This is a genomic window from Moraxella tarda (assembly GCF_035181405.1).
GTDB lineage: Bacteria > Pseudomonadota > Gammaproteobacteria > Pseudomonadales > Moraxellaceae > Moraxella.
Genome location: NZ_JAYGGV010000002.1, coordinates 56,487 through 76,314, shown reverse-complemented (window position 1 = coordinate 76,314; position 19,828 = coordinate 56,487). Strand labels below are relative to the sequence as shown.

Below are 19,828 nucleotides of genomic sequence, written 5' to 3'. Positions count from 1 at the left end.
AGAAATACGGTTAGGTTAATACTTAACCGTATTTTATTGAAGTTACAATGAACTTAAATAATCATAATTCTGCTTTAAAATAACACTATAAGGAAACTTATCTAGTGCTAATGACAAATAAGTGAGAGTTTGCTCATTGTTACCTCTGTGCAATTCTGATTCCGCCAACAAGCTAAAAGATCTTATGACTTCACTCTCATCCAATACAAACAATTCCTCGTGCATTATAAGTTCTTTTAATACTCGCTCTGCATTCAAGCAACAATCATTTTTTTTGGATGAAATTTTTGAATAAAGGGCATTATTTAGGTAACTCAAAGACTTTTTAGAATCAAGACAGAGCTTATAAGCATAATAATAACTATTTGCCGACTCAGTATATAATTGATTCTACAATTGCCAATAAGCAAGCATTGCCCAGTTTTGATGGCTATAATGATTGATTGAGGTTGCTTTTTTACAACTAGATATAGCGGAATCTAGATCATTTACAAGCCCAAAAATTCTTGATAAATCCAAATAATAAGTATCCATCAATTCATCTTTATCCAAAAGTTTGTTTAGAGAAATGATAGCATTATTATAATCCCCAAGCTTCTCATAACATTGAGCTAGGTTATACACTAAAACAGAACGATACAACTCCAACTCCTCCTCTCTATCATAGATGGATAGTTTATCAATTTTATTTATACAATCCACCATCAAGTCTTTCGCTTCCTCTACTCTATCCTTCCTAAACAAGACCAAAGCATATCCATTGCGATTAAATAAAGCGGAAAAAATTGCACTTGGGTGATTTTCTACATATTCACTAGAGTTTACAATTGCATCATAGGCTTGTTCTAATAGGCGTTCTGACTTCTCTATACTTTGAATTTCTTGACTATGCATTCTAGCATATAGCATAGCCTTAAAATACCTAGAACCGTTTTTATACTTTTGGATATTGTCGTCATTCAGCATTAAGTCTAAATAATACTCAGACATTATAGGGTTTTTCAACATTTGTTCAGATAGAAATTTTCTTTTCGCCAATATTTTTATTAAGGTAATCAATAATTGCAGCATATGTTGAATCCAAAACATTTTTAGTTCTATAACGAATTCTTTGCTCTAAAGGGATTTTTTCTGTTAAATTCAAATCACACCGATAAAAGTTAGATTTTACAATAGTATCAGTAGGATAAAATAAATATAGATATTTGGACAAACTTGGGTTAAAGCTTTTCTCATCCAAGCCTAACTTTCCAAACAAATCTTTTACAGCAGAAAAAAGCAACAATATCTCTACTGTCATGATAAACAACGAATTCCAAATTTTTAATCCTATTCATATCAAAGTCCTTTAAACCAACAAAATAACATACCCAATTCTTAGCATGTAATTTTTATAAAATCAATAAATTTGATTAAAAAAAATTCCACAGGTCTATTTTAATTTAGATAAAAAGACCTGCGGAAAACGCTATAGAGTAATATAAAAGCTATTTATCTGCCAAAAACAGCCAAGTATCTAGCACTGTATCAGGGTTTAACGATACCGATGAAATGCCCTGCTCCATCAGCCATTTGGCAAGGTCTGGATGGTCAGAAGGTCCTTGACCACAAATGCCGACATATTTGCCTTGTTTGCGACAGGCTTCAATCGCCATGCCAAGTAGCTTTTTGACTGCAGGGTCTCGCTCATCAAACAAGTGCGAGACAATGCCACTGTCACGGTCAAGACCCAAGGTTAATTGCGTCAAGTCATTTGAGCCAATAGAAAAGCCGTCAAAATATTGTAAAAATTCATCAGCAAGCAAAGCATTGGTCGGTAGCTCACACATCATGATGATTTCAAGAGCGTTCTCACCACGCTTTAAGCCATTTTCTTCTAGCAGTCTGATCACCGCTTCTGCTTCACTTGTGGTGCGAACAAATGGAATCATAATTTTAACATTGGTCAGACCCATATCATTTCGCACATATTTTAAAGCAAGGCATTCAAGCTCAAAGCAGTCACGGAAATTCTCCGAAACATAGCGACTTGCTCCACGAAAACCAAGCATGGGGTTTTCTTCATGTGGCTCATAAAGCTTGCCACCAATGAGGTTGGCATATTCATTGGATTTAAAATCACTCATACGCACAATCACAGGCTTATCTTTAAAAGCAACAGCAAGCGTGGCAATGCCTTCGATGAGTTTATTGATGTAGAACTCTACAGGTGAATTATAGCCTGCCATACGCTCAAAAACCTGTAGGCGAGTTTCTTGTGGCAGACTGTCTATATTAAGTAGAGCCTTAGGGTGCACACCAATCATACGATTAATGATGAATTCAAGTCTTGCCAAACCCACACCTTCGTTAGGAATTTGAGCAAAATCAAAAGCACGGTCAGGATTACCAACATTCATCATCACTTTAAAGGCAAGCTCTGGCATACTAGATACCGAATTTTTTTGCACTTCAAAATCAAGCAACCCATCATAAATAAACCCTGTATCACCCTCGGCACATGATACCGTAACAGCTTGGCCATCTGCCAATAACTCAGTAGCATTGCCACAGCCGACAATCGCAGGCACGCCCAATTCACGGGCGATAATCGCTGCATGGCAAGTACGGCCACCACGATTTGTAATGATGGCAGATGCTCGCTTCATCACAGGTTCCCAATCTGGATCGGTCATGTCCGAAACCAATACATCGCCGTCTTGTACCTTACTCATTTCATTGAGATTGGTTACAATCTTCACCTTGCCAGATCCGATACGCTGACCAATAGAGCGCCCTTCGCACAAGACTTTCGCCCCTTTGCTATTGATGACATAACGCTCCATGCTGGTCTTATCTTGGCGAGATTTTACCGTTTCTGGGCGTGCTTGCACAATGAATAATTCACCAGTATCACCATCTTTTGCCCACTCAATATCCATAGGACAGCCATAGTGCTTCTCAATAATCAAAGCTTGCTTGGCAAGAGCGGTCAGTTCATCTGTACTTAAAGCAAACTGCTGACGCTCGCTTTTATCCACATCAACGATTTTAGTAGAACGCTTGGTTGTGCCTTCATCACCATAAACCATCTTAATGTGCTTTGAACCAAGATTACGGCGTATTACAGCAGGACGATTTTCTGCCAGCAGTTTTTTGGATAAATAAAATTCATCAGGGTTTACCGCCCCTTGCACCACCATCTCACCCAAACCATAACTTGCAGTGATGAATACAACCTCATCAAAACCACTTTCGGTATCCAATGTGAACATCACACCACTGGTACCAGTCTCTGAACGCACCATGCGTTGTACGCCAGCTGACAGTGCCACGCCTGCATGTTCAAAGCCTTTGTGCACACGATAAGCAATCGCACGGTCATTATAAAGGCTGGCAAAAACCTCTTTAATGGCGATCAAAACATTATCAATGCCACGAATGTTCAAAAATGTTTCTTGCTGACCTGCAAAAGAAGCATCAGGCAAGTCTTCAGCGGTAGCACTGGAACGCACCGCCACCGCCACATCTTGACCGCCAGTCAATTCATCATAAGCTGCCCGAATCTCATTTTCCAAATCACTTGGCAACTTCTGAGAAATAACCCAACCACGCACCTTAGCACCAACTTCGGTTAATTTTTCAACATCATCGACATCAAGCCCCTTTAACTCAGCATTGATTTTATCAAGCAAACCCGACTCGTTTAAAAATCGATTGAAGGCATCTGCAGTGGTGGCAAAGCCATTTGGCACAGACACACCAACATTGGCAAGATTGCTGATCATCTCACCCAATGATGAGTTTTTGCCGCCGACGATTTCTACATCATCTTTACCAAGACGACTAAATGGAATGACTTGTGTCATGAGACTTCCCCCAACTGTATAAAAATTTGTTAAATTATAGCGGTAAATTAACCAATACTCAATGTTATTTTTTATAAAAATAAGTGATATTTTATTTAAAAATGATTTTTACCAACTTATAAATACCCATTTTTTTAAAGAAAATTTCCGTTGATTGCCAAATATCACTCAAAATTAAGCGTTTTTTATGCTATACTTTTGTGAATTTTCAAATATTGGCGCATCAACAAGGACAAAGGATAAGCCATGTATGTTCACACCCCCACCGCATCAAACCAACGAACACAAGAAAAACTCAGCACATCACAAGTACTTTTGCGTAGTGCATTTTTTATCTCTGATGGCACAGCCATTACCGCCGAAACCTTGGGACGCTCATTACTGAGTCAATTTGGCAATGTTAAATTTGATATCAAAATCATTCCCTATGTAGATACCATAGAATTGGCCCATAAAGCAGTCAGTAGAATCAATGAAGCACATCGTTCATCAGGGCTAAAACCACTCGTCTTTGATACAATTGTCAGTGATGAAATTCGCACCATCATCAATGGTGCAGATGCAACCAACCTTGATATCTACGAAGGTCTAATCCATCGCATCGCCACTGAAATCGGTGAAACTCCCAATTCACATTCAGGCATGGCACATGGTGATGTGGATTCAGAAGATTACAAAGCTCGTATTGATGCGGTGCATTATGCACTTGATAATGATGATGGTGCACGCACCAACCATTATGATGGTGCAGATATTATTTTAGTTGGCCTATCTCGTTCGGGCAAAACACCGACATCACTATATCTTGCCTTACAGTTTGGTATTCGTGCAGCCAATTACCCGTTCACCGAGGACGATTTGGACGCCAGCAATCTACCCAAGGTATTACAACCTTACCGCCATAAGCTGTTTGGCCTAACGATTGACACCGAACGACTGGTTAGGATTCGTCAAGAGCGTAAAGCAGGCAGTCGCTATGCTTCGCTTGCTCAGTGCCAAGAAGAACAGCGTGCAATTCAAGCGATTTATAACACCCAAAAAATCCCCAATTTGAATGTGTCGGAGATGAGTGTTGAAGAAATCGCCACACGCATTTTACAAGTTACTGGGCTTGCCAGACGCATCGGATAAATTTTAATCAGCACTGCCAGCCTTCATATTCACAATTCATGTTAAATACAACTCACCAAAACAAGGCCAATCCATGACCAAAAAAACAGTAAATACAGACACGGTAAAGAAGGAAGCGATTAGTCAAAGCCATGACATCAAAGACGCCAATTCACAAATTCACGAACAGGTAGATGCCGATCTCATTCACCAAACGCTCATCAGCCCACTAGACGGCCAACGCATTGAACTGCATACGCCAAGCGGTGCCAAAGAACACAAAAAACATGGTTATGAATACGATGCCATCGTCTTGGGTGCAGGCCCTGCAGGTGAGGCAGCTGCGATGAAGCTTGCCAAATCAGGCTTAAGAGTTGCTGTCATTGACCCACGAGACCAAGTGGGTGGTAACTGTGCTCATGTTGGTACCATTCCCAGCAAGGCACTGCGTCAATCGGTTTTTAACATCATTGCCATGCGGCGAGACCCTTTGTTTAGCTCATTTACAGACAACTTTCAAGTGCCACTCAATAAAGTACTCAGCAAGGCTCGCCGAGTTATTTTAAGCCAGGTCAATACCCATCGCCTATTTTATGAACGCAATCGCATTGAAATCATTCAAGGCTGGGGCAGTTTTGTGGACACACATACTTTACAAGTTGAATCACCAGAAGACGGCATTAAACAAACCCTTACTTTCAACCAAGCAGTCATTGCTGTTGGTTCTCGCCCCTATCGTCCAGATGCTTTGGACTTTGACCACCCAAGAGTCTTTGATTCTGACAAAATCCTACAAATGGATTATGTCGCTCGTAAAATCATCATCTATGGTGCTGGGGTGATTGGCTGTGAGTACGCTTCTATCTTTACAGGCTTGGGTTATGTTGTTGATTTGATTAATAATAAGGACCAGTTGCTCAGCTATTTGGATAATGAAATCTCTGATGCACTCAGTCATGACTTTCGACAATTTGGCGTACGCATTCGCAATAATGAAGAAATTCACCACCTAGAAACTCATGATGATTGTGTGATATTACACCTAAAAAGCGGTAAGAAAATTAAATCCGACGCCATTTTATGGTGCAATGGACGCTCGGGCAATACCGAAAGTTTAAACCTAGAAGCCATTGGTCTAAAAGCCAACAATCGTGGCCAGCTTGAAGTTGATAAAACCTATCGCACCAACATACCAAATATCTATGCAGTTGGTGATGTCATTGGCTGGCCATCACTGGCCTCTGCTGCTTATGACCAAGGACGCAACGCCGCAGGTTTTATGGTAGGTGATGAGCAAGCTGAATTCATTGATAGTGTACCAACTGGCATTTATACCATTCCTGAGATTTCAAGTATTGGTGCGACCGAAGAAGACTTAACACGAGACCAAATTCCTTATGAAGTTGGACAGGCATTTTTTAAACATTTGGCACGCGCACAGATCATTGGTGAACGCTCTGGTGTATTAAAAATTTTATTTCACCGTGAGACCTTAGAAATTTTGGGCATTCATTGCTATGGTAATCATGCTTCCGAGATCATTCATATTGGTCAGGCAGTCATGAAATGTGGCCACACGCTAGAATATTTTATCTCCACCACCTTCAACTACCCAACGATGGCTGAAGCCTACCGTGTGGCAGCACTCAACGGCTTAAATCGTATTTTTTAAATAGCCGTTTATATTGACCTAAAACATGATGGTTATGATAAATACCACAAAACAAAAAATCCCTAAATGTATTAGGGATTTTTTGTTTACTCATCATGATCACCACTGTTCATTATAACCATCACTCTGCTATCATCACTCTTTATTATGCTGCTTTGTCAAATCTGACATTTTATCAATACTTTGCTCTTGTAGTAACTTTGTCAAATTATCAAGACTTTCTAAATGCAGTGTACGATTTGGAAATGGGATATCCACCCCAGCCTCATCAAAAGCGTATTTTATTTGTTCCAATAAATCACACTGTACCCCAAACCAGTCATCATTTTGCGTCCATACATACAGCGTCAAATCCACCGAGCTTTCTGATAAAGCAGTTACTCTAACCAAAGGCTCACGCTCTGACAAAATGAGCTCATGCTCTTTGGCAACCGACAACATAATGTTGCGTGCTGTTTGTATGTCGCTTTGATAACCAATACCAACCAATACCTCAACTCGGCGTGTAGGCAATGATGAATAATTGGTACTAGATGTCGTCATGATATCACCATTAGGAATGATGACCTCGTGATTGCTGGGTGTTCTGATGCGTGTATTGACCAATGTAATCTCAATCACCGTACCAGTTTTACCACCCACCTCAACATAATCACCCCGACTAAATGGACGAAATACCACAATCATCACACCCGCTGCCAAATTAGACAACTGATCTTTTAGCGACATACCGACCGCCACTGCTGCCGCACCCAGAACCGCTACGAATGAGTTGGTATTTATCCCCAGTTTATTCAGTGCCGCCAATAAAACAGCAACAATCATCACGCCATACAAAAGGTTGTTTAAAAAATTAACCACCGTTTGATCAAGTTGCGTACTTTCTAAAACACGATTAACCACCGACAAAAGACGCTTGCCAACCCATTTCCCTGCAAAAAAGATGAACAAAGCAAGTAGAAGATTAACCCCAAGCTCTAAGCCATACTGCATTAACCCATCAATATCAACTGGCACGCCCAAAAATTGTAGTACATCATTGGTACCATTTTCCAAACCCTGAGAGGTTGCTTTTGTCACATCTTTGACCACATCCTTGGTGGATTCTGTTGTTTGCTCTACTTCTTTGGCAACATTTGTTACCACATTATTTATGGTTTGTTTTGTCATGGTCGCACCCAGTACTCTTTAAATCAATGACGATATTCAAAAATAAGCCCAGCAAGTGCATCATTGTATCTTATTTTCATTTAAAATTCATCTTTTTGCATTTGTAAAGACGAAAGAAAATCAATCTGCTTGGTATAGCGAGACAACCTGCCCAACAATAATAATTGCAGGTGCAGATGGTTGTTCTTGTTCATTTTTTTGGACGATATCATTTAGCGTACCTATCAATACCTGTTGCGTAGGCAAACTGGCATTTGAAATGATGGCAATCGGCGTATCGCCTGACAGACCAGACAAAACCAGACCGTCTACAATTTTTGCCAAAGTATGCAAACCCATATAAAAAACCAATGTCTCGTCAGGTTGATAGACACTTTTTAACCCATCAAACACATCGCCACTTTTATAACAGCCTGTCAAAAACCGCACACTGGTCGCCAGCCCACGATGCGTCAAAGGAATGCCCGCATAGCTACTTGCCGCCAACGCTGATGTGATGCCGCTGACCACCTGATAAGGCACGCCAGCTTCTTGGCAAGCAAGCATCTCCTCGCCACCACGCCCAAACACAAAAGGATCACCACCTTTTAAGCGTAGCACTCGCCTGCCTTGCTTGGCATATTTAACAATGAGTGCATTAATCTCATCTTGGGTCTTGGTATGATTGACTCGTTTTTTCCCCACAAAAATCTTATCACTATCACGACGGCATAAATCCAAAATATCAGGTGATACTAAGGCATCGTACAGCACGACATCTGCTTGTTGCATGAGTCTTAACGCTTTAAAAGTCAATAGATCCAAGTTGCCAGCACCAGCACCGACAATATATACCTCACCTGTTTTTTCATTGTTCGCCACAAAATCATCAAGCTCATCCGACAAAGCACCCACCGCTCTATCGGCCAATGCGTCATTAAAAATTTTTTCCCAAAAATAGCGACGCTCAGTAATGGTTGGTAACTTTTTCTTGACGATTTGGCGAAAATCTCCCGCCAATTTAGCAATTTTACCAATACCAGATGGCAGTTGGCTTTCAATCTTAGCACGAATCAGCCTTGCCAACACAGGCGCCCTACCATTACTTGAAACACCAATAACAATTGGGCTTCTATCAACAATTGCAGGAAAGATAAAATCACACAATGATGGGCAATCCACCACATTAATGGCAATTCCTAGACGCTTGGCGTCAGCGTGAACTTGGACATTTAGAGCATCATCATCTGTGGCACAAATCATCAAAGCAAGCTGATGCTCATTTGCAATGCTCGTCAAATCCAAACTGTGATAAGGCTTGTGCAAAACCATGTGCTGATGATCATGCAAAAATGCCAAAAATTCATCATCAAAGTTATTTGCTAGCACAATAAGGCTTGCACCAGCCTTATGCAGTAAATCTGCTTTTCGTTTGGCAACATCACCACCACCGACAATCAAAACACTTCGATGCTTTAAATTAAAAAATAACGGCAAGGTATTCATCATCATTCATCACAAAATAAGGCCAAGCCTGACAATTAAACTTGAAACAGTCAATTAAAATGATTGGCAATCAAAATCAATACGCCAATAATCATCGGCACATACACAAAGGAAAGTAAATATTTACAAAACATTGGTTTAGCAAAACATCGGCAAGGCGTTGGCTGAAATGCCTGCGTGTGCTGTTTTTAGGTCATTCAAGGTGCTTTTAAGTAGGGTAATGCGTTCGGACGATACCACAAAACCATCAGCACCAGATTTATAAAAATAAGATGCTTGGTCAAGCCCAAACTCACCTGCAACGATGATTCGTGCCTGTGTGTCCAGCTGACGAAGCTGACGCACCAAGCTAAATACTCGACCATCTTTAAAATCCAGCACATAGACCACAAACAGCTTTATCGATGTTTGATTAAGTACTGCTTTTACCGTCTCTATGGTGTCATTGGCTGTCAAGAGCAGTCCGCTGGCATCATGATAATCGCTTGGTGTACTAAGTGAAGTACCTTTACCCTGATCATGTGCTTTTAAGGCATTCATATCAAAGCCCAAATACTCTGATGGCTTATCTTTTAAACTGGTGATTAAAAAGAAATCCTCTGCACTTTCATGAATATTTGCCATACCATCTATATTGATGACCTGCGTTACCATAACCACTCCTTTTTTCTAATATCCAAATTTTTAATGTCCAAAATTATGTATAAACCGCCATCTTAAATGGCACAATACCCACACGCTCCACCACCTGTGCAAAGCTCTCTATATGCCCATCAATAATGATACGCTCATTTTGATAGACTTTTACAATGGTATTGATTGCATTGGCCACTTGGTCAGCCGCTACCGCACGCCCTAGAATTTGTCCAAGTTTGGTGTTTTCACCAGAGCTACCACCTAAGCTGATTTGATACCAATGCTCACCTTTTTTATCCACACCCAAAATGCCAATATCGCCCACATGGTGATGTGCACAAGCATTCATGCAACCTGACATATTCAGACGAATATCACCTAAATCGTACAGATAATCCAAATCATTAAATTTAGCTTCAATGCTGGCAGCAATGTTGTGTGTTGTGGCGTTGGCAAGTGCACAATAATCAAAGCCAGGACATACCGTCATGTCGGTTAATGTGCCAATATTTGCACGAGCCAAATTTAACGCCACCAACTTTTGCCAAAGGGTGTATAAGTCGCTAATTTTTACATCGCCAAGTACCAAATTTTGATGATGGGTGGCACGAATCTCACCCATGCTATATTCGTCTGCTAAATCCGCCAGAGCAAACATCTGTGCGTCAGTGATATCACCAGATGGTACATATTTACCATTAACCATACCTGCTTTTAATGAAATCACCACCGCACGATAGCCCGCCACTTTATGGGCAACGGTATTGTGCTGATACCAGTTGTCAAAATCTTTGTTCTGTAAGTATTCTTGTAGGTTATTTTGAGCGGCTAATGCGTCAATCTGCTCATAATTAGGCAAGGTAAAGTAGCTTTCCGCCTTAGCAAAATGTGTCTGCGTTAAGGTCAAATCACCATCTTTTAGGCACTTCCACTCATCAGCAACTTTTTGGGCAAACACCTCTTTGCCCAGACTTTCTACCAAAATTTTAATGCGTGCTTTATATTTATTATCACGGCGTCCTTCTAGGTTATACACCCTTAAAATCGCATCAAGATAGCTTAGCAGATGCTCTCTTGGTAAAAATTCATTAATCACTTTACCAATGATGGGTGTACGCCCAAGCCCACCACCCACAATGACCTCAAAACCAATTTGCCCATCTTTTTTGACCAAATGCAAGCCGATATCATGCACCTGAGTGGCAGCACGGTCCACCTTTGTACCAATCACCGCTATCTTAAATTTTCTTGGCAGATAAGCAAATTCAGGGTGAAAAGTACTCCACTGACGAATAATCTCACAATATGGGCGTGGGTCGGCCACCTCCTCACCATGAATGCCTGCATAGGGGTCTGTTGTGGTATTGCGGATACAATTACCTGATGTTTGAATGGCGTGCATTTGATGAGTTGCCAATTTTGCTAAAATATCAGGCACCTCTTCAATTTTTAACCAGTTGAGCTGTAAATTGGTGCGAGTAGTAAAATGTGCATAACCTTTATCAAAATCACGAGCAATCTCAGCCAGCACCCGAAGTTGATGGCTTGCCATCAATCCATAAGGAATGGCAATGCGAAGCATTGGTGCATGACGCTGGATATAAAGTCCATTTTGCAGACGCAGTGGCAAAAACTGCTCTTCTGACAATTCACCTGCCAAAAAACGCTGAGTCTGATCACGAAATTGTGCCACTCGCTCATCAACAATTTTTTGGTCAGTATAAGAATATTGATACATATTTTTTTCCTTTGGTGCTGAATTTGGTCCTAGCCTTGGCATTAACACTAACTTTTAGGTCAACCATATTAAGCATTTCATGCCAAAATTTAAAATTCAAAAACAGCATATCAATAGCAAGTTTGGGTATATTTAAGAAGCAATGAGACAACCATTAAGTCCATACACACACCCAACAAAAAAGCCCACCATTTAAGTGAGCTTTTTTTTAAACACTACCATATCGTTGATTGCACATCATTTTATTCTGTATTATTCTGTACCAAATTCACGGCGTTTGGCTGCAAAAAATCTATCTAAACGATCCATCGCATCTTCCAAATCAATCAGATTGGGCAAAAATACCACACGAAAGTGGTCTGGCCTATCCCAATTAAAGCCACTCCCTTGCACCATCAATACTTTTTCTTGAACAAGCAAGTCCATCATAAACTGCATGTCATTGCTGATTGGATAAACATCAAGATCAATTTTAGCAAAACAATAAAACGCTCCTTGTGGCACAGTACAACTCACGCCTTTGATGGCATTTAGCCTAGCAACTGCCAAATCTCGCTGTTTGCACAGTCGCCCTGTCGGTGCGGTCAAAGCCTGCATGGACTGATAACCACCCATCGCAGTCTGAATGGCATATTGAGCTGGCACATTAGCACACAGACGCATGCTCGCCAACATGGTCAAACCCTCAATAAAATCATTGGCATGGTCTTTTTTGCCAGACAGCATTACCCAACCTGAGCGATACCCTGCAATGCGGTGCGACTTAGACAAGCCATTAAAGGTCAATACCAAAGACTCATCAGTAATCGTGCACATAGGTGTGTGCACCGCATCATCATATAAAATACGGTCATAAATCTCATCTGCCATGATGACTAGCCCATATTTTTGTGCCAAATTAGCAATGCCTTTTAATGTCTCATCACAGTACAAGGCACCTGTGGGGTTATTTGGGTTAATCACCACAATACCTTTGGTATTTGGCGTAATTTTACTTTCAACATCCCTAAGATCTGGTTGCCAGTTATCCTCTTCAACACAGCGATAATGCACCGCTTTGCCACCTGCCAAATTTGCTGCCGCCGTCCACAGCGGATAATCAGGCATAGGAATCAACACTTCATCACCATCATCTAAAAGTGCCTGCATGACCATCACAATCAGTTCGCTCACACCGTTACCGATAAAAACATCATTAACATCAGTGGCAGACAATAAACCCTTAGCTTGGTAATACTGTAAAATCGCCTTGCGAGCGGCAAAAATCCCCTTAGAATCTGAATAGCCAGAAGCATTTTGCAAATTGATTGCCACATCTTGCACAATTTCATCAGGTGGCAAAAGACCAAATGGCTCAGGATTGCCAATGTTTAATTTAATGATCCTTTGTCCTTCTGCTTCCATACGATTGGCTGTCTGCAACAACTCGCCACGAATGTCATAACAGACATTGGCAAGTTTATTGGATTTTTTTAAAGGTCTATTCATTTGATTGGCTTGGCTCATGCTGTTCGCCTGTATGTCTGTATGATGATTAAAAGGTAATGACTTTTTAGTGACTTGCACATTTTTTGTCGTATTTACCGTATTGGTTGCGTTTGGCTCGCCCTGACCTGTCAAAAGATAGCTTTCTGTGGTATTGAGCAAAGCTGCCAAAATAGGTAACTTATTGCTGGCAATACCATTTTTACCGCATTCCCAATTGGCTATTGCTCCACGGCTGACACTCGCTCCCTGCTCGTTTAACTGATGAGCAAGCCTATTGGCAGAGATACCCAGTTGTTTGCGAAGCTGTTTTAGACGCTTGCCTTGCAATTTTTGCCTGTCTTCTAAGTTCGTCATGATTCAACTTGCAACTTTGTAAAAAGTTTAACAAAAAATTTGCTAAAAATGGTTAAAATCTGCAATCATTCTAAGTAATTTTTTCTTAATTTGCAAGAAAATTCATGGCAAAAATGTAAAAATCATTCACTTGATATTAAAAATGCAAGTAAATCTTGCAAATATAATAAATCTTCATATTTTTCTTGTTTTTTCTTGTATTTATTAAACACAACAACCATTTATACCAAACTTAAGCACAAAAACTTTAATAACTTTTAAACCAAAAATAAGGAGAATTTATGTCATTATCCGACCAAGCCTTAAGCCCAGAGCAGATTCGTCAAATGACCGAAGCCGACTGGCAAGAACGCCTAAGCCCCGATGAGTATCATGTACTACGCCAAAAAGGTACAGAACGCCCTTTTACAGGTATATACACCGACAGTAAAGATGATGGCGTATATCATTGTCGTGGCTGCCATGCAATATTATTTGATAGTACGCATAAATTTCACTCAGGTTGTGGCTGGCCAAGTTTTGATCGAACCAAGACTGATACCGCCTTAACCGAAACACTTGACCTGTCGCATGGCATGAGACGCATTGAAGTTACTTGTACAAATTGTGGCGGACACTTAGGCCATGTTTTTCCAGATGGTCCACAAGAAACGACAGGCTTACGATACTGCATTAATTCGGTTGCCATTGATTTTAAGGCACGCTGATTATTTAATGTTTAAATTTAAAATAATTTTTAAACAACCAACCCCAACCCCTAGGAGAACACCATGACTACAATTTATGATTTTAGTGCCAATGACATCACTGGAAACAACATTGATTTTAAGGACTTTCAAGATAAAGCCTTGCTGATCGTAAATACCGCCAGCAAATGCGGATTCACCTCACAACTTGCAGGACTACAAGAATTGCATGCCAAATACCACCAACAAGGCTTGGTTATCATTGGCTTTCCTTGCAATCAATTTGGCGGACAAGAACCCTATGATAACAGCGAAATTGGTGAATTTTGCCAGAAAAATTATGGCGTAGATTTTTTGATGATGCAAAAAATTGATGTCAATGGCAACAATGCTCACCCAGTTTTCAATTTCTTAAAATCCCAACAAGGCGGTATCTTAGGCGATGCAATCAAATGGAACTTTACCAAATTTTTAATCAGTCGTGATGGAAAAGTGGTTGGTCGCTATGCCCCCACAACCAAACCCAGCGACTTAGAAAAAGACATCAAAAAAGCATTGGGTATCCTGTCTTAGTTTTGTTTGACCATGGTAGCTTGTAATAAGAGCAAAAAACCACCTAAGTAATACTTGGGTGGTTATTAAATAAATTTAATAACAAAATCAACAACCTATAAAATATTTTAAACAGTTAGATAAAAAAGTATTTGACACCATCTTAAAAATCTATATAATACGCACCACAACAAACAAACACAGTAAAATTAATATTAGTCAAATAAATATTTAAGTTACTGCATTTGATGAGTTAAAAGAACATGGGCGGTTAGCTCAGTTGGTAGAGCGTCTGCCTTACAAGCAGAGGGTCAGCGGTTCGAATCCGTTACCGCCCACCATGTTCGCAGCGGTAGTTCAGTTGGTTAGAATACCGGCCTGTCACGCCGGGGGTCGCGGGTTCGAGTCCCGTCCGCTGCGCCATTATACAAAAAGTCCTAAATCTTAACGATTTGGGACTTTTTATTGCTTAGTACGCCATCGTTAAGACGGTCTTGTGAGTCATCAGTCAACTTGTGCTATAATACCACCTTGCACGCCTTATCTTTTTTTAGCCCTTTATTCAGCCATCTATATATAAAAGACAGCCAACATGACAGTTCAGAATTTTAACCCAAAAAAACCAAACCCCACCGAGGTTGGTTATCATCATCAAGCCAACCACAATCAAAACCGCACACTGGCAGAGTCAGCAGACCTAAGCCAAACCACCAAATCAGATGGCAACAGCATCAATGCACCAAAAGTTGGTTTTGTTTCACTTGGTTGCCCAAAGGCACTTGTAGACAGTGAGCGTATCATCACTGAACTGACCAAAGAAGGCTATCAGGTTGCCAAAGATTATAATGGTGCAGATTTAGTGGTGGTAAACACTTGCGGATTTATTGAATCGGCGGTGCAAGAAAGCCTTGATGCTATTGGTGAAGCGATTACCAAAAATGGCAAAGTCATCGTAACAGGTTGTCTGGGCAAAGATGCTGAACGCATTCGCACCATGCACCCTGCCGTACTTGCAGTTACTGGTGCTCATGCCTATCATGAGGTGGTGCAAGCCGTCAATCATCATCTACCAAAACCCACCAAATCAAAAACTTATGATCCAAAAATTGACCTAATCAATGATGCAGGCGTTAAGCTCACACCCGCTCATTACGCTTATGTCAAAATTTCAGAAGGTTGTAATCATCGCTGTACTTTTTGCATCATTCCATCTTTGCGTGGTGATTTGGTTTCTCGCACCATTGATGGCGTGATGAATGAAGCAGTAGCACTCAAAAAGGCAGGCGTCAAGGAACTGCTTATCATCAGCCAAGACACTTCTGCTTATGGAGTGGACTTAAAATACAAAATGGCGTTTTGGCAAGGTGAACCAATTAAAACTAAATTTTTTGATATGTGCCAAGCACTTGCCAAACTTGGCATTTGGGTACGCTTGCACTATGTCTACCCCTATCCACATGTAGATAATGTCGTACAAATCATGGCAGACAGCATGAAAGCCAGTGGTGGTAAAGGCGGTCTTTTGCCATATCTTGACATTCCCTTTCAACACGCAAGCCCCAGCGTATTAAAAGCAATGAAACGCCCAGCCCATAGTGAAAATGTACTAGAAAGACTTGCCAAATGGCGTGAAATTTGCCCAGAAATTGTCATTCGCTCTACTTTTGTGGTGGGCTTTCCAGGTGAAACCGAAGAAGACTTTGCGTACCTACTTGATTGGCTAAAAAAAGCACGCCTTGACCGTGTTGGCTGTTTTACTTATTCACAGATTGAAGGTGCGATGGCAAACAACTTACCCAATCCCATACCAGAAACCATCAAGCAAGAGCGTTATGAAAGATTTATGGCGGTTGCTCAAGCCATCAGTGAAGAAAAATTGCAAGAAAAAGTCGGTCGTACGATGACAGTACTGGTTGATGAAATTGACACAGAAGAAAATATTGCCATTTGTCGCAGTTATGGCGATGCCCCAGAGATTGATGGTCATGTCTATGTGGATAATATTAATCAAAGCATCAAGGCGGGTGAGTTTTTGACCGTTACCATTGATGAAGCCAGTGAGTATGATCTATTTGCAAGCTTTGATATCAGCTTAAATCAATAGCCATACAAATTTTTTGAGGTTATTTTTGAATAAGGGGGTTTGCTTTTTCATGACAAACCTCCTAGCCCAACCTATATTCCACCCTTAAAGGCCATTTAAGTGACCTACCATTGATGGCTTTTATAAACCCATGTTAAGTACAGGCATTTTATTGTAGATATTTTTTAAAATGATGGCCAATTCGTGATAAAATGCCAAGCTTAGCTTATTGTTATTTTTTTACAACTTGACTTTCAAACTTTTAAAGCAATTTTAATTTTGATTTTTTAATACTCAGACAGCCAGCCGTAACAATACACCGCATACCATGAGAGAATCCATTCACAGCACCACCAGTCAAAACAAGCAACTTTTTAGTCGTCGTGTTGGGGTCTTGGCCATAACCATACTTATGGGAACAGCAGTTTTATTGGCACGCTATGGTTATTTGCAGATTCATCAACATGATAAATTTGTTACCGCTTCTGACAATAACCGCATCAAGCTCATTTCAAGCCCGCCATCTCGTGGACACATTTATGACCGCAATGGCATTTTGCTGGCAGACAATGAGCCAGTTTTTACTGTCGTCATTTCACCCGATGAAGTTGAAAACGCAGCATATACCTTGCAGTTGTTACAGCCAATTTTTTCTTTAACCAACGAAGACATCACCGATATTTTATCACGCATTGATCAATCAAAAAACAATCCCATTACTGTTAAGATAAACCCTACCGAAGAACAAATTGCCCAATTTAGCGAAAGAAAGCCGTTTTTTCGTGGCGTCAGTGTACAGACCAAATTGACTCGTTCTTATCCTTATGATGACTTATTTGCCCATGTCATCGGTTATGTCGGACGCATCAATGACAAAGAATCCAAAACCATCAAAAACAATCCCATCACCCAACAGCTGTACGCTGGGACGGATTTGATTGGCAAAACTGGCATTGAAAAACAGTACGAGGATATTTTGCTTGGTGAGCCAGGCTACCAATCGGTTGAGACAAATGCACATGGAGATGTTTTGCGTCGCCTTGATAGTAAAGCACCTATAGCGGGCAATGATATTTACCTTAGCCTTGATTATGGACTGCAAAAAATTGCCGCCGATCAACTAGATGGTCGGCGTGGTGCCATCGTGGCCCTAGACCCCAAAAATGGTGAGGTGTTGGCATTTGTATCCAACCCAAGTTTTGACCCCAACCCATTCATCTCTGGCATCTCATCTAAATTATATGGTACGCTCAGAGATGACATCGATCAACCATTGTACAACCGAGCCTTACAAGGTCTTTACCCACCAGCATCTACCATCAAGCCATTTGAGGCAATGGGGATTTTGCATTATGGTATCATGGATTGGGAAGATACCATTTATGACCCAGGTTATTTTAGCTTGCCAGGAGATAGTCATCGCTTTCGTGACTGGAAGAAAGGAGGGCATGGCACAGTAGACATGGCAAAGTCAATCATCATGTCAGTAGACACCTACTATTATAAAAACGCATACATATTGGGCATTGATCGCCTGCACGATTGGATGGGTCGTTTTGGTTTTGGTAAAAAAACAGGCATTGACCTGCCTAATGAAAAAGCAGGATTGATGCCCTCGCCCAAATGGAAAAAACAAACCTACAACAAAGATTGGTTACCTGGCGAAACCATTTCGGTATCAATTGGACAAGGTGCATTTTTAGCAACTCCGCTACAAGTCGCTGCTGCCACTGCCACGACCGCCAACAAAGGATTGATGACCATACCACACTTTCTTAAAAAATCAGAAGGGGCAAAAACCATCGCCATTCCTAACAAACCTACAAGGCAAATTGATTTTAATGGCTCGGAGTCTGATTGGCTACAAATGCACCAAGCCATGGAAGATACTTTGCGTCTTGGCACAGGTAGGGCTGCCTACACCACACGATATCGCAGTGCAGGCAAAACAGGCACGGCACAAGTTAAATCTATTGCACAAGGCAAATCCTATAACAAAGCCAGCCTGAGCGAACGCCATTGGGATCATGCATGGTTCATGGGTTTTGCACCTGTTGAAAACCCAAAAATCGCTTTGGCGGTATTGGTTGAAAATGGTGGCGGTGGCGGTCAAGTTGCCGCTCCTATTGGACGCATACTGTTTGACTACTGGATGATTCAGCGTATCAACAACCCTATTTTACCACCAAGTCAAAATGAAATGACTGCCATTCGTGCTGATAAACAACTCAAAATGCAAGCAAAAATTGACGCTTATGTGGCTACCCAAGAACAGGCAAAAGCAGAAGTAACAAACAAGAGCGTAGAACAAAACAAAAATAGTCAAAATCAATAAAATAAAACTCAACCATCAATGAAACAAAAATCCTCTACCCAAAAATCCACCAATCAAGTACGCATCATCGGCGGTCAGTTTAAACGCCGAAATATCAGCTTTGTCAATGCAGATGGACTGCGTCCTACACCTGACCGCCTGCGTGAGACAATATTTAATTGGCTGATGGGCAATTTACAAGATGCGTGCGTGCTTGATGTCTGTGCAGGCTCTGGTGTATTAAGCTTTGAAAGCCTATCTCGTGGTGCATCTTTTGCCACACTTATTGAGGCAAATCAAGCTCAAGCAAGCGAATTAAAACGCAATGCCGACGCTCTAAGACTCACCAAATCTGATATTTGCATCATTCATGACACCGCCCAAAAAGCCCTGAAAAAATTAAATCAAGCATTTGATATTATTTTTATTGACCCACCATATGGTCTTAATCTGTGGCAGGATATTTTAATGCTCATCATGAACGGACATTTATTCCATGATGACACACTGATTTATATAGAAAGCGACAATCCTTTAGATGAACTTTTAGAGAGGTTGGATTTAAATATCATCAAATTTGCCAAAGTTGGAAGAGTATTTGCTTATTTATTAACCATAAAAACAAAATAAATAACGCAACAACACCCACAAACCAATCTGTGATTTAGAATATGAATGTTTTAAAAAACCTA

The 19,828-nt window shown here is 40.7% G+C and carries 15 protein-coding genes and 2 tRNA genes; 9 read left to right on the top strand and 8 right to left on the bottom strand.

All coding sequences use genetic code 11. The annotated features are described in order from the left end of the window. Nucleotides 1–390: 390 nt before the first annotated feature. The 3 genes from U9670_RS02845 to ppsA form a co-directional block, all read right to left on the bottom strand. Nucleotides 391–1,071 carry a tetratricopeptide repeat protein gene (locus U9670_RS02845; protein ID WP_323841290.1) on the bottom strand — a complete coding sequence of 227 codons (681 nt, stop codon included), beginning with the start codon at nucleotides 1,069–1,071 and terminating at the stop codon, nucleotides 391–393. Further along, nucleotides 1,013–1,300: a hypothetical protein gene (locus U9670_RS02840; protein WP_323841289.1), complete on the bottom strand. Its 288-nt coding sequence runs from the start codon at nucleotides 1,298–1,300 to the stop codon at nucleotides 1,013–1,015. The genes U9670_RS02845 and U9670_RS02840 overlap by 59 nt, the downstream gene beginning before the upstream one ends. Before the next feature lie 187 nt (nucleotides 1,301–1,487). Further along, nucleotides 1,488–3,848: a phosphoenolpyruvate synthase gene (ppsA, locus tag U9670_RS02835; RefSeq protein ID WP_323841288.1), complete on the bottom strand. Its 2,361-nt coding sequence runs from the start codon at nucleotides 3,846–3,848 to the stop codon at nucleotides 1,488–1,490. Between the two features lie 246 nt (nucleotides 3,849–4,094). Here ppsA and ppsR point away from each other — a divergent pair, with 246 nt between their 5' ends. Together ppsR and sthA are read left to right on the top strand one after the other, a co-directional pair. Further along, nucleotides 4,095–4,979 (top strand): posphoenolpyruvate synthetase regulatory kinase/phosphorylase PpsR, encoded by an 885-nt coding sequence (gene ppsR, locus U9670_RS02830; protein WP_323841287.1) that lies wholly within the window; start codon nucleotides 4,095–4,097, stop codon nucleotides 4,977–4,979. A 73-nt stretch (nucleotides 4,980–5,052) separates the two neighbouring features. Then, the gene (sthA, locus tag U9670_RS02825; protein WP_323841286.1) at nucleotides 5,053–6,630 is read left to right on the top strand and encodes a Si-specific NAD(P)(+) transhydrogenase; all 1,578 of its coding nucleotides are present in this window, start codon (nucleotides 5,053–5,055) and stop codon (nucleotides 6,628–6,630) included. 135 nt (nucleotides 6,631–6,765) lie between these two features. On the opposite strand, the gene U9670_RS02820 is transcribed toward sthA, so the two are convergent. From U9670_RS02820 to U9670_RS02800, 5 genes are all read right to left on the bottom strand, one after another. Continuing rightward, nucleotides 6,766–7,800: a mechanosensitive ion channel family protein gene (locus tag U9670_RS02820; protein ID WP_323841285.1), complete on the bottom strand. Its 1,035-nt coding sequence runs from the start codon at nucleotides 7,798–7,800 to the stop codon at nucleotides 6,766–6,768. Between the two features lie 120 nt (nucleotides 7,801–7,920). Next, nucleotides 7,921–9,285, bottom strand: coding sequence for a siroheme synthase CysG (gene cysG, locus U9670_RS02815; RefSeq protein WP_323841284.1), 1,365 nt, complete (start codon nucleotides 9,283–9,285; stop codon nucleotides 7,921–7,923). 138 nt (nucleotides 9,286–9,423) lie between these two features. Continuing rightward, nucleotides 9,424–9,939, bottom strand: coding sequence for a DUF934 domain-containing protein (locus U9670_RS02810; protein ID WP_323841283.1), 516 nt, complete (start codon nucleotides 9,937–9,939; stop codon nucleotides 9,424–9,426). A 43-nt stretch (nucleotides 9,940–9,982) separates the two neighbouring features. Further along, entirely contained in the window at nucleotides 9,983–11,659 is a 1,677-nt protein-coding gene (locus tag U9670_RS02805) for a nitrite/sulfite reductase (RefSeq protein ID WP_323841281.1), read from the bottom strand. 252 nt (nucleotides 11,660–11,911) lie between these two features. Continuing rightward, nucleotides 11,912–13,501 carry an aminotransferase class I/II-fold pyridoxal phosphate-dependent enzyme gene (locus U9670_RS02800; RefSeq protein WP_323841280.1) on the bottom strand — a complete coding sequence of 530 codons (1,590 nt, stop codon included), beginning with the start codon at nucleotides 13,499–13,501 and terminating at the stop codon, nucleotides 11,912–11,914. Nucleotides 13,502–13,782: 281 nt separating this feature from the next. On the opposite strand from U9670_RS02800, the gene msrB reads away from it, so the two are divergent. The 7 genes from msrB (at nucleotide 13,783) to rsmD (ending at nucleotide 19,766) form a co-directional block, all read left to right on the top strand. Beyond that, nucleotides 13,783–14,208: a peptide-methionine (R)-S-oxide reductase MsrB gene (gene msrB, locus U9670_RS02795; RefSeq protein WP_323841279.1), complete on the top strand. Its 426-nt coding sequence runs from the start codon at nucleotides 13,783–13,785 to the stop codon at nucleotides 14,206–14,208. Between the two features lie 63 nt (nucleotides 14,209–14,271). Beyond that, nucleotides 14,272–14,760: a glutathione peroxidase gene (locus tag U9670_RS02790; protein ID WP_323841278.1), complete on the top strand. Its 489-nt coding sequence runs from the start codon at nucleotides 14,272–14,274 to the stop codon at nucleotides 14,758–14,760. 244 nt (nucleotides 14,761–15,004) lie between these two features. Then, nucleotides 15,005–15,080 (top strand) — tRNA-Val (locus U9670_RS02785). Nucleotides 15,081–15,085: 5 nt separating this feature from the next. Next, nucleotides 15,086–15,162, top strand: a tRNA-Asp gene (locus U9670_RS02780). Between the two features lie 169 nt (nucleotides 15,163–15,331). After that, on the top strand, nucleotides 15,332–16,843 hold the full coding sequence (rimO, locus tag U9670_RS02775; protein ID WP_323842495.1) for a 30S ribosomal protein S12 methylthiotransferase RimO: 1,512 nt from the start codon (nucleotides 15,332–15,334) through the stop codon (nucleotides 16,841–16,843). A gap of 307 nt (nucleotides 16,844–17,150) precedes the next feature. Further along, a complete protein-coding gene (mrdA, locus tag U9670_RS02770; RefSeq protein ID WP_323842494.1) occupies nucleotides 17,151–19,157 on the top strand; it encodes a penicillin-binding protein 2 in 2,007 nt (668 codons plus the stop codon). 18 nt (nucleotides 19,158–19,175) lie between these two features. Next, nucleotides 19,176–19,766, top strand: coding sequence for a 16S rRNA (guanine(966)-N(2))-methyltransferase RsmD (gene rsmD / locus U9670_RS02765; protein ID WP_323842493.1), 591 nt, complete (start codon nucleotides 19,176–19,178; stop codon nucleotides 19,764–19,766). Nucleotides 19,767–19,828 lie beyond the last annotated feature (62 nt).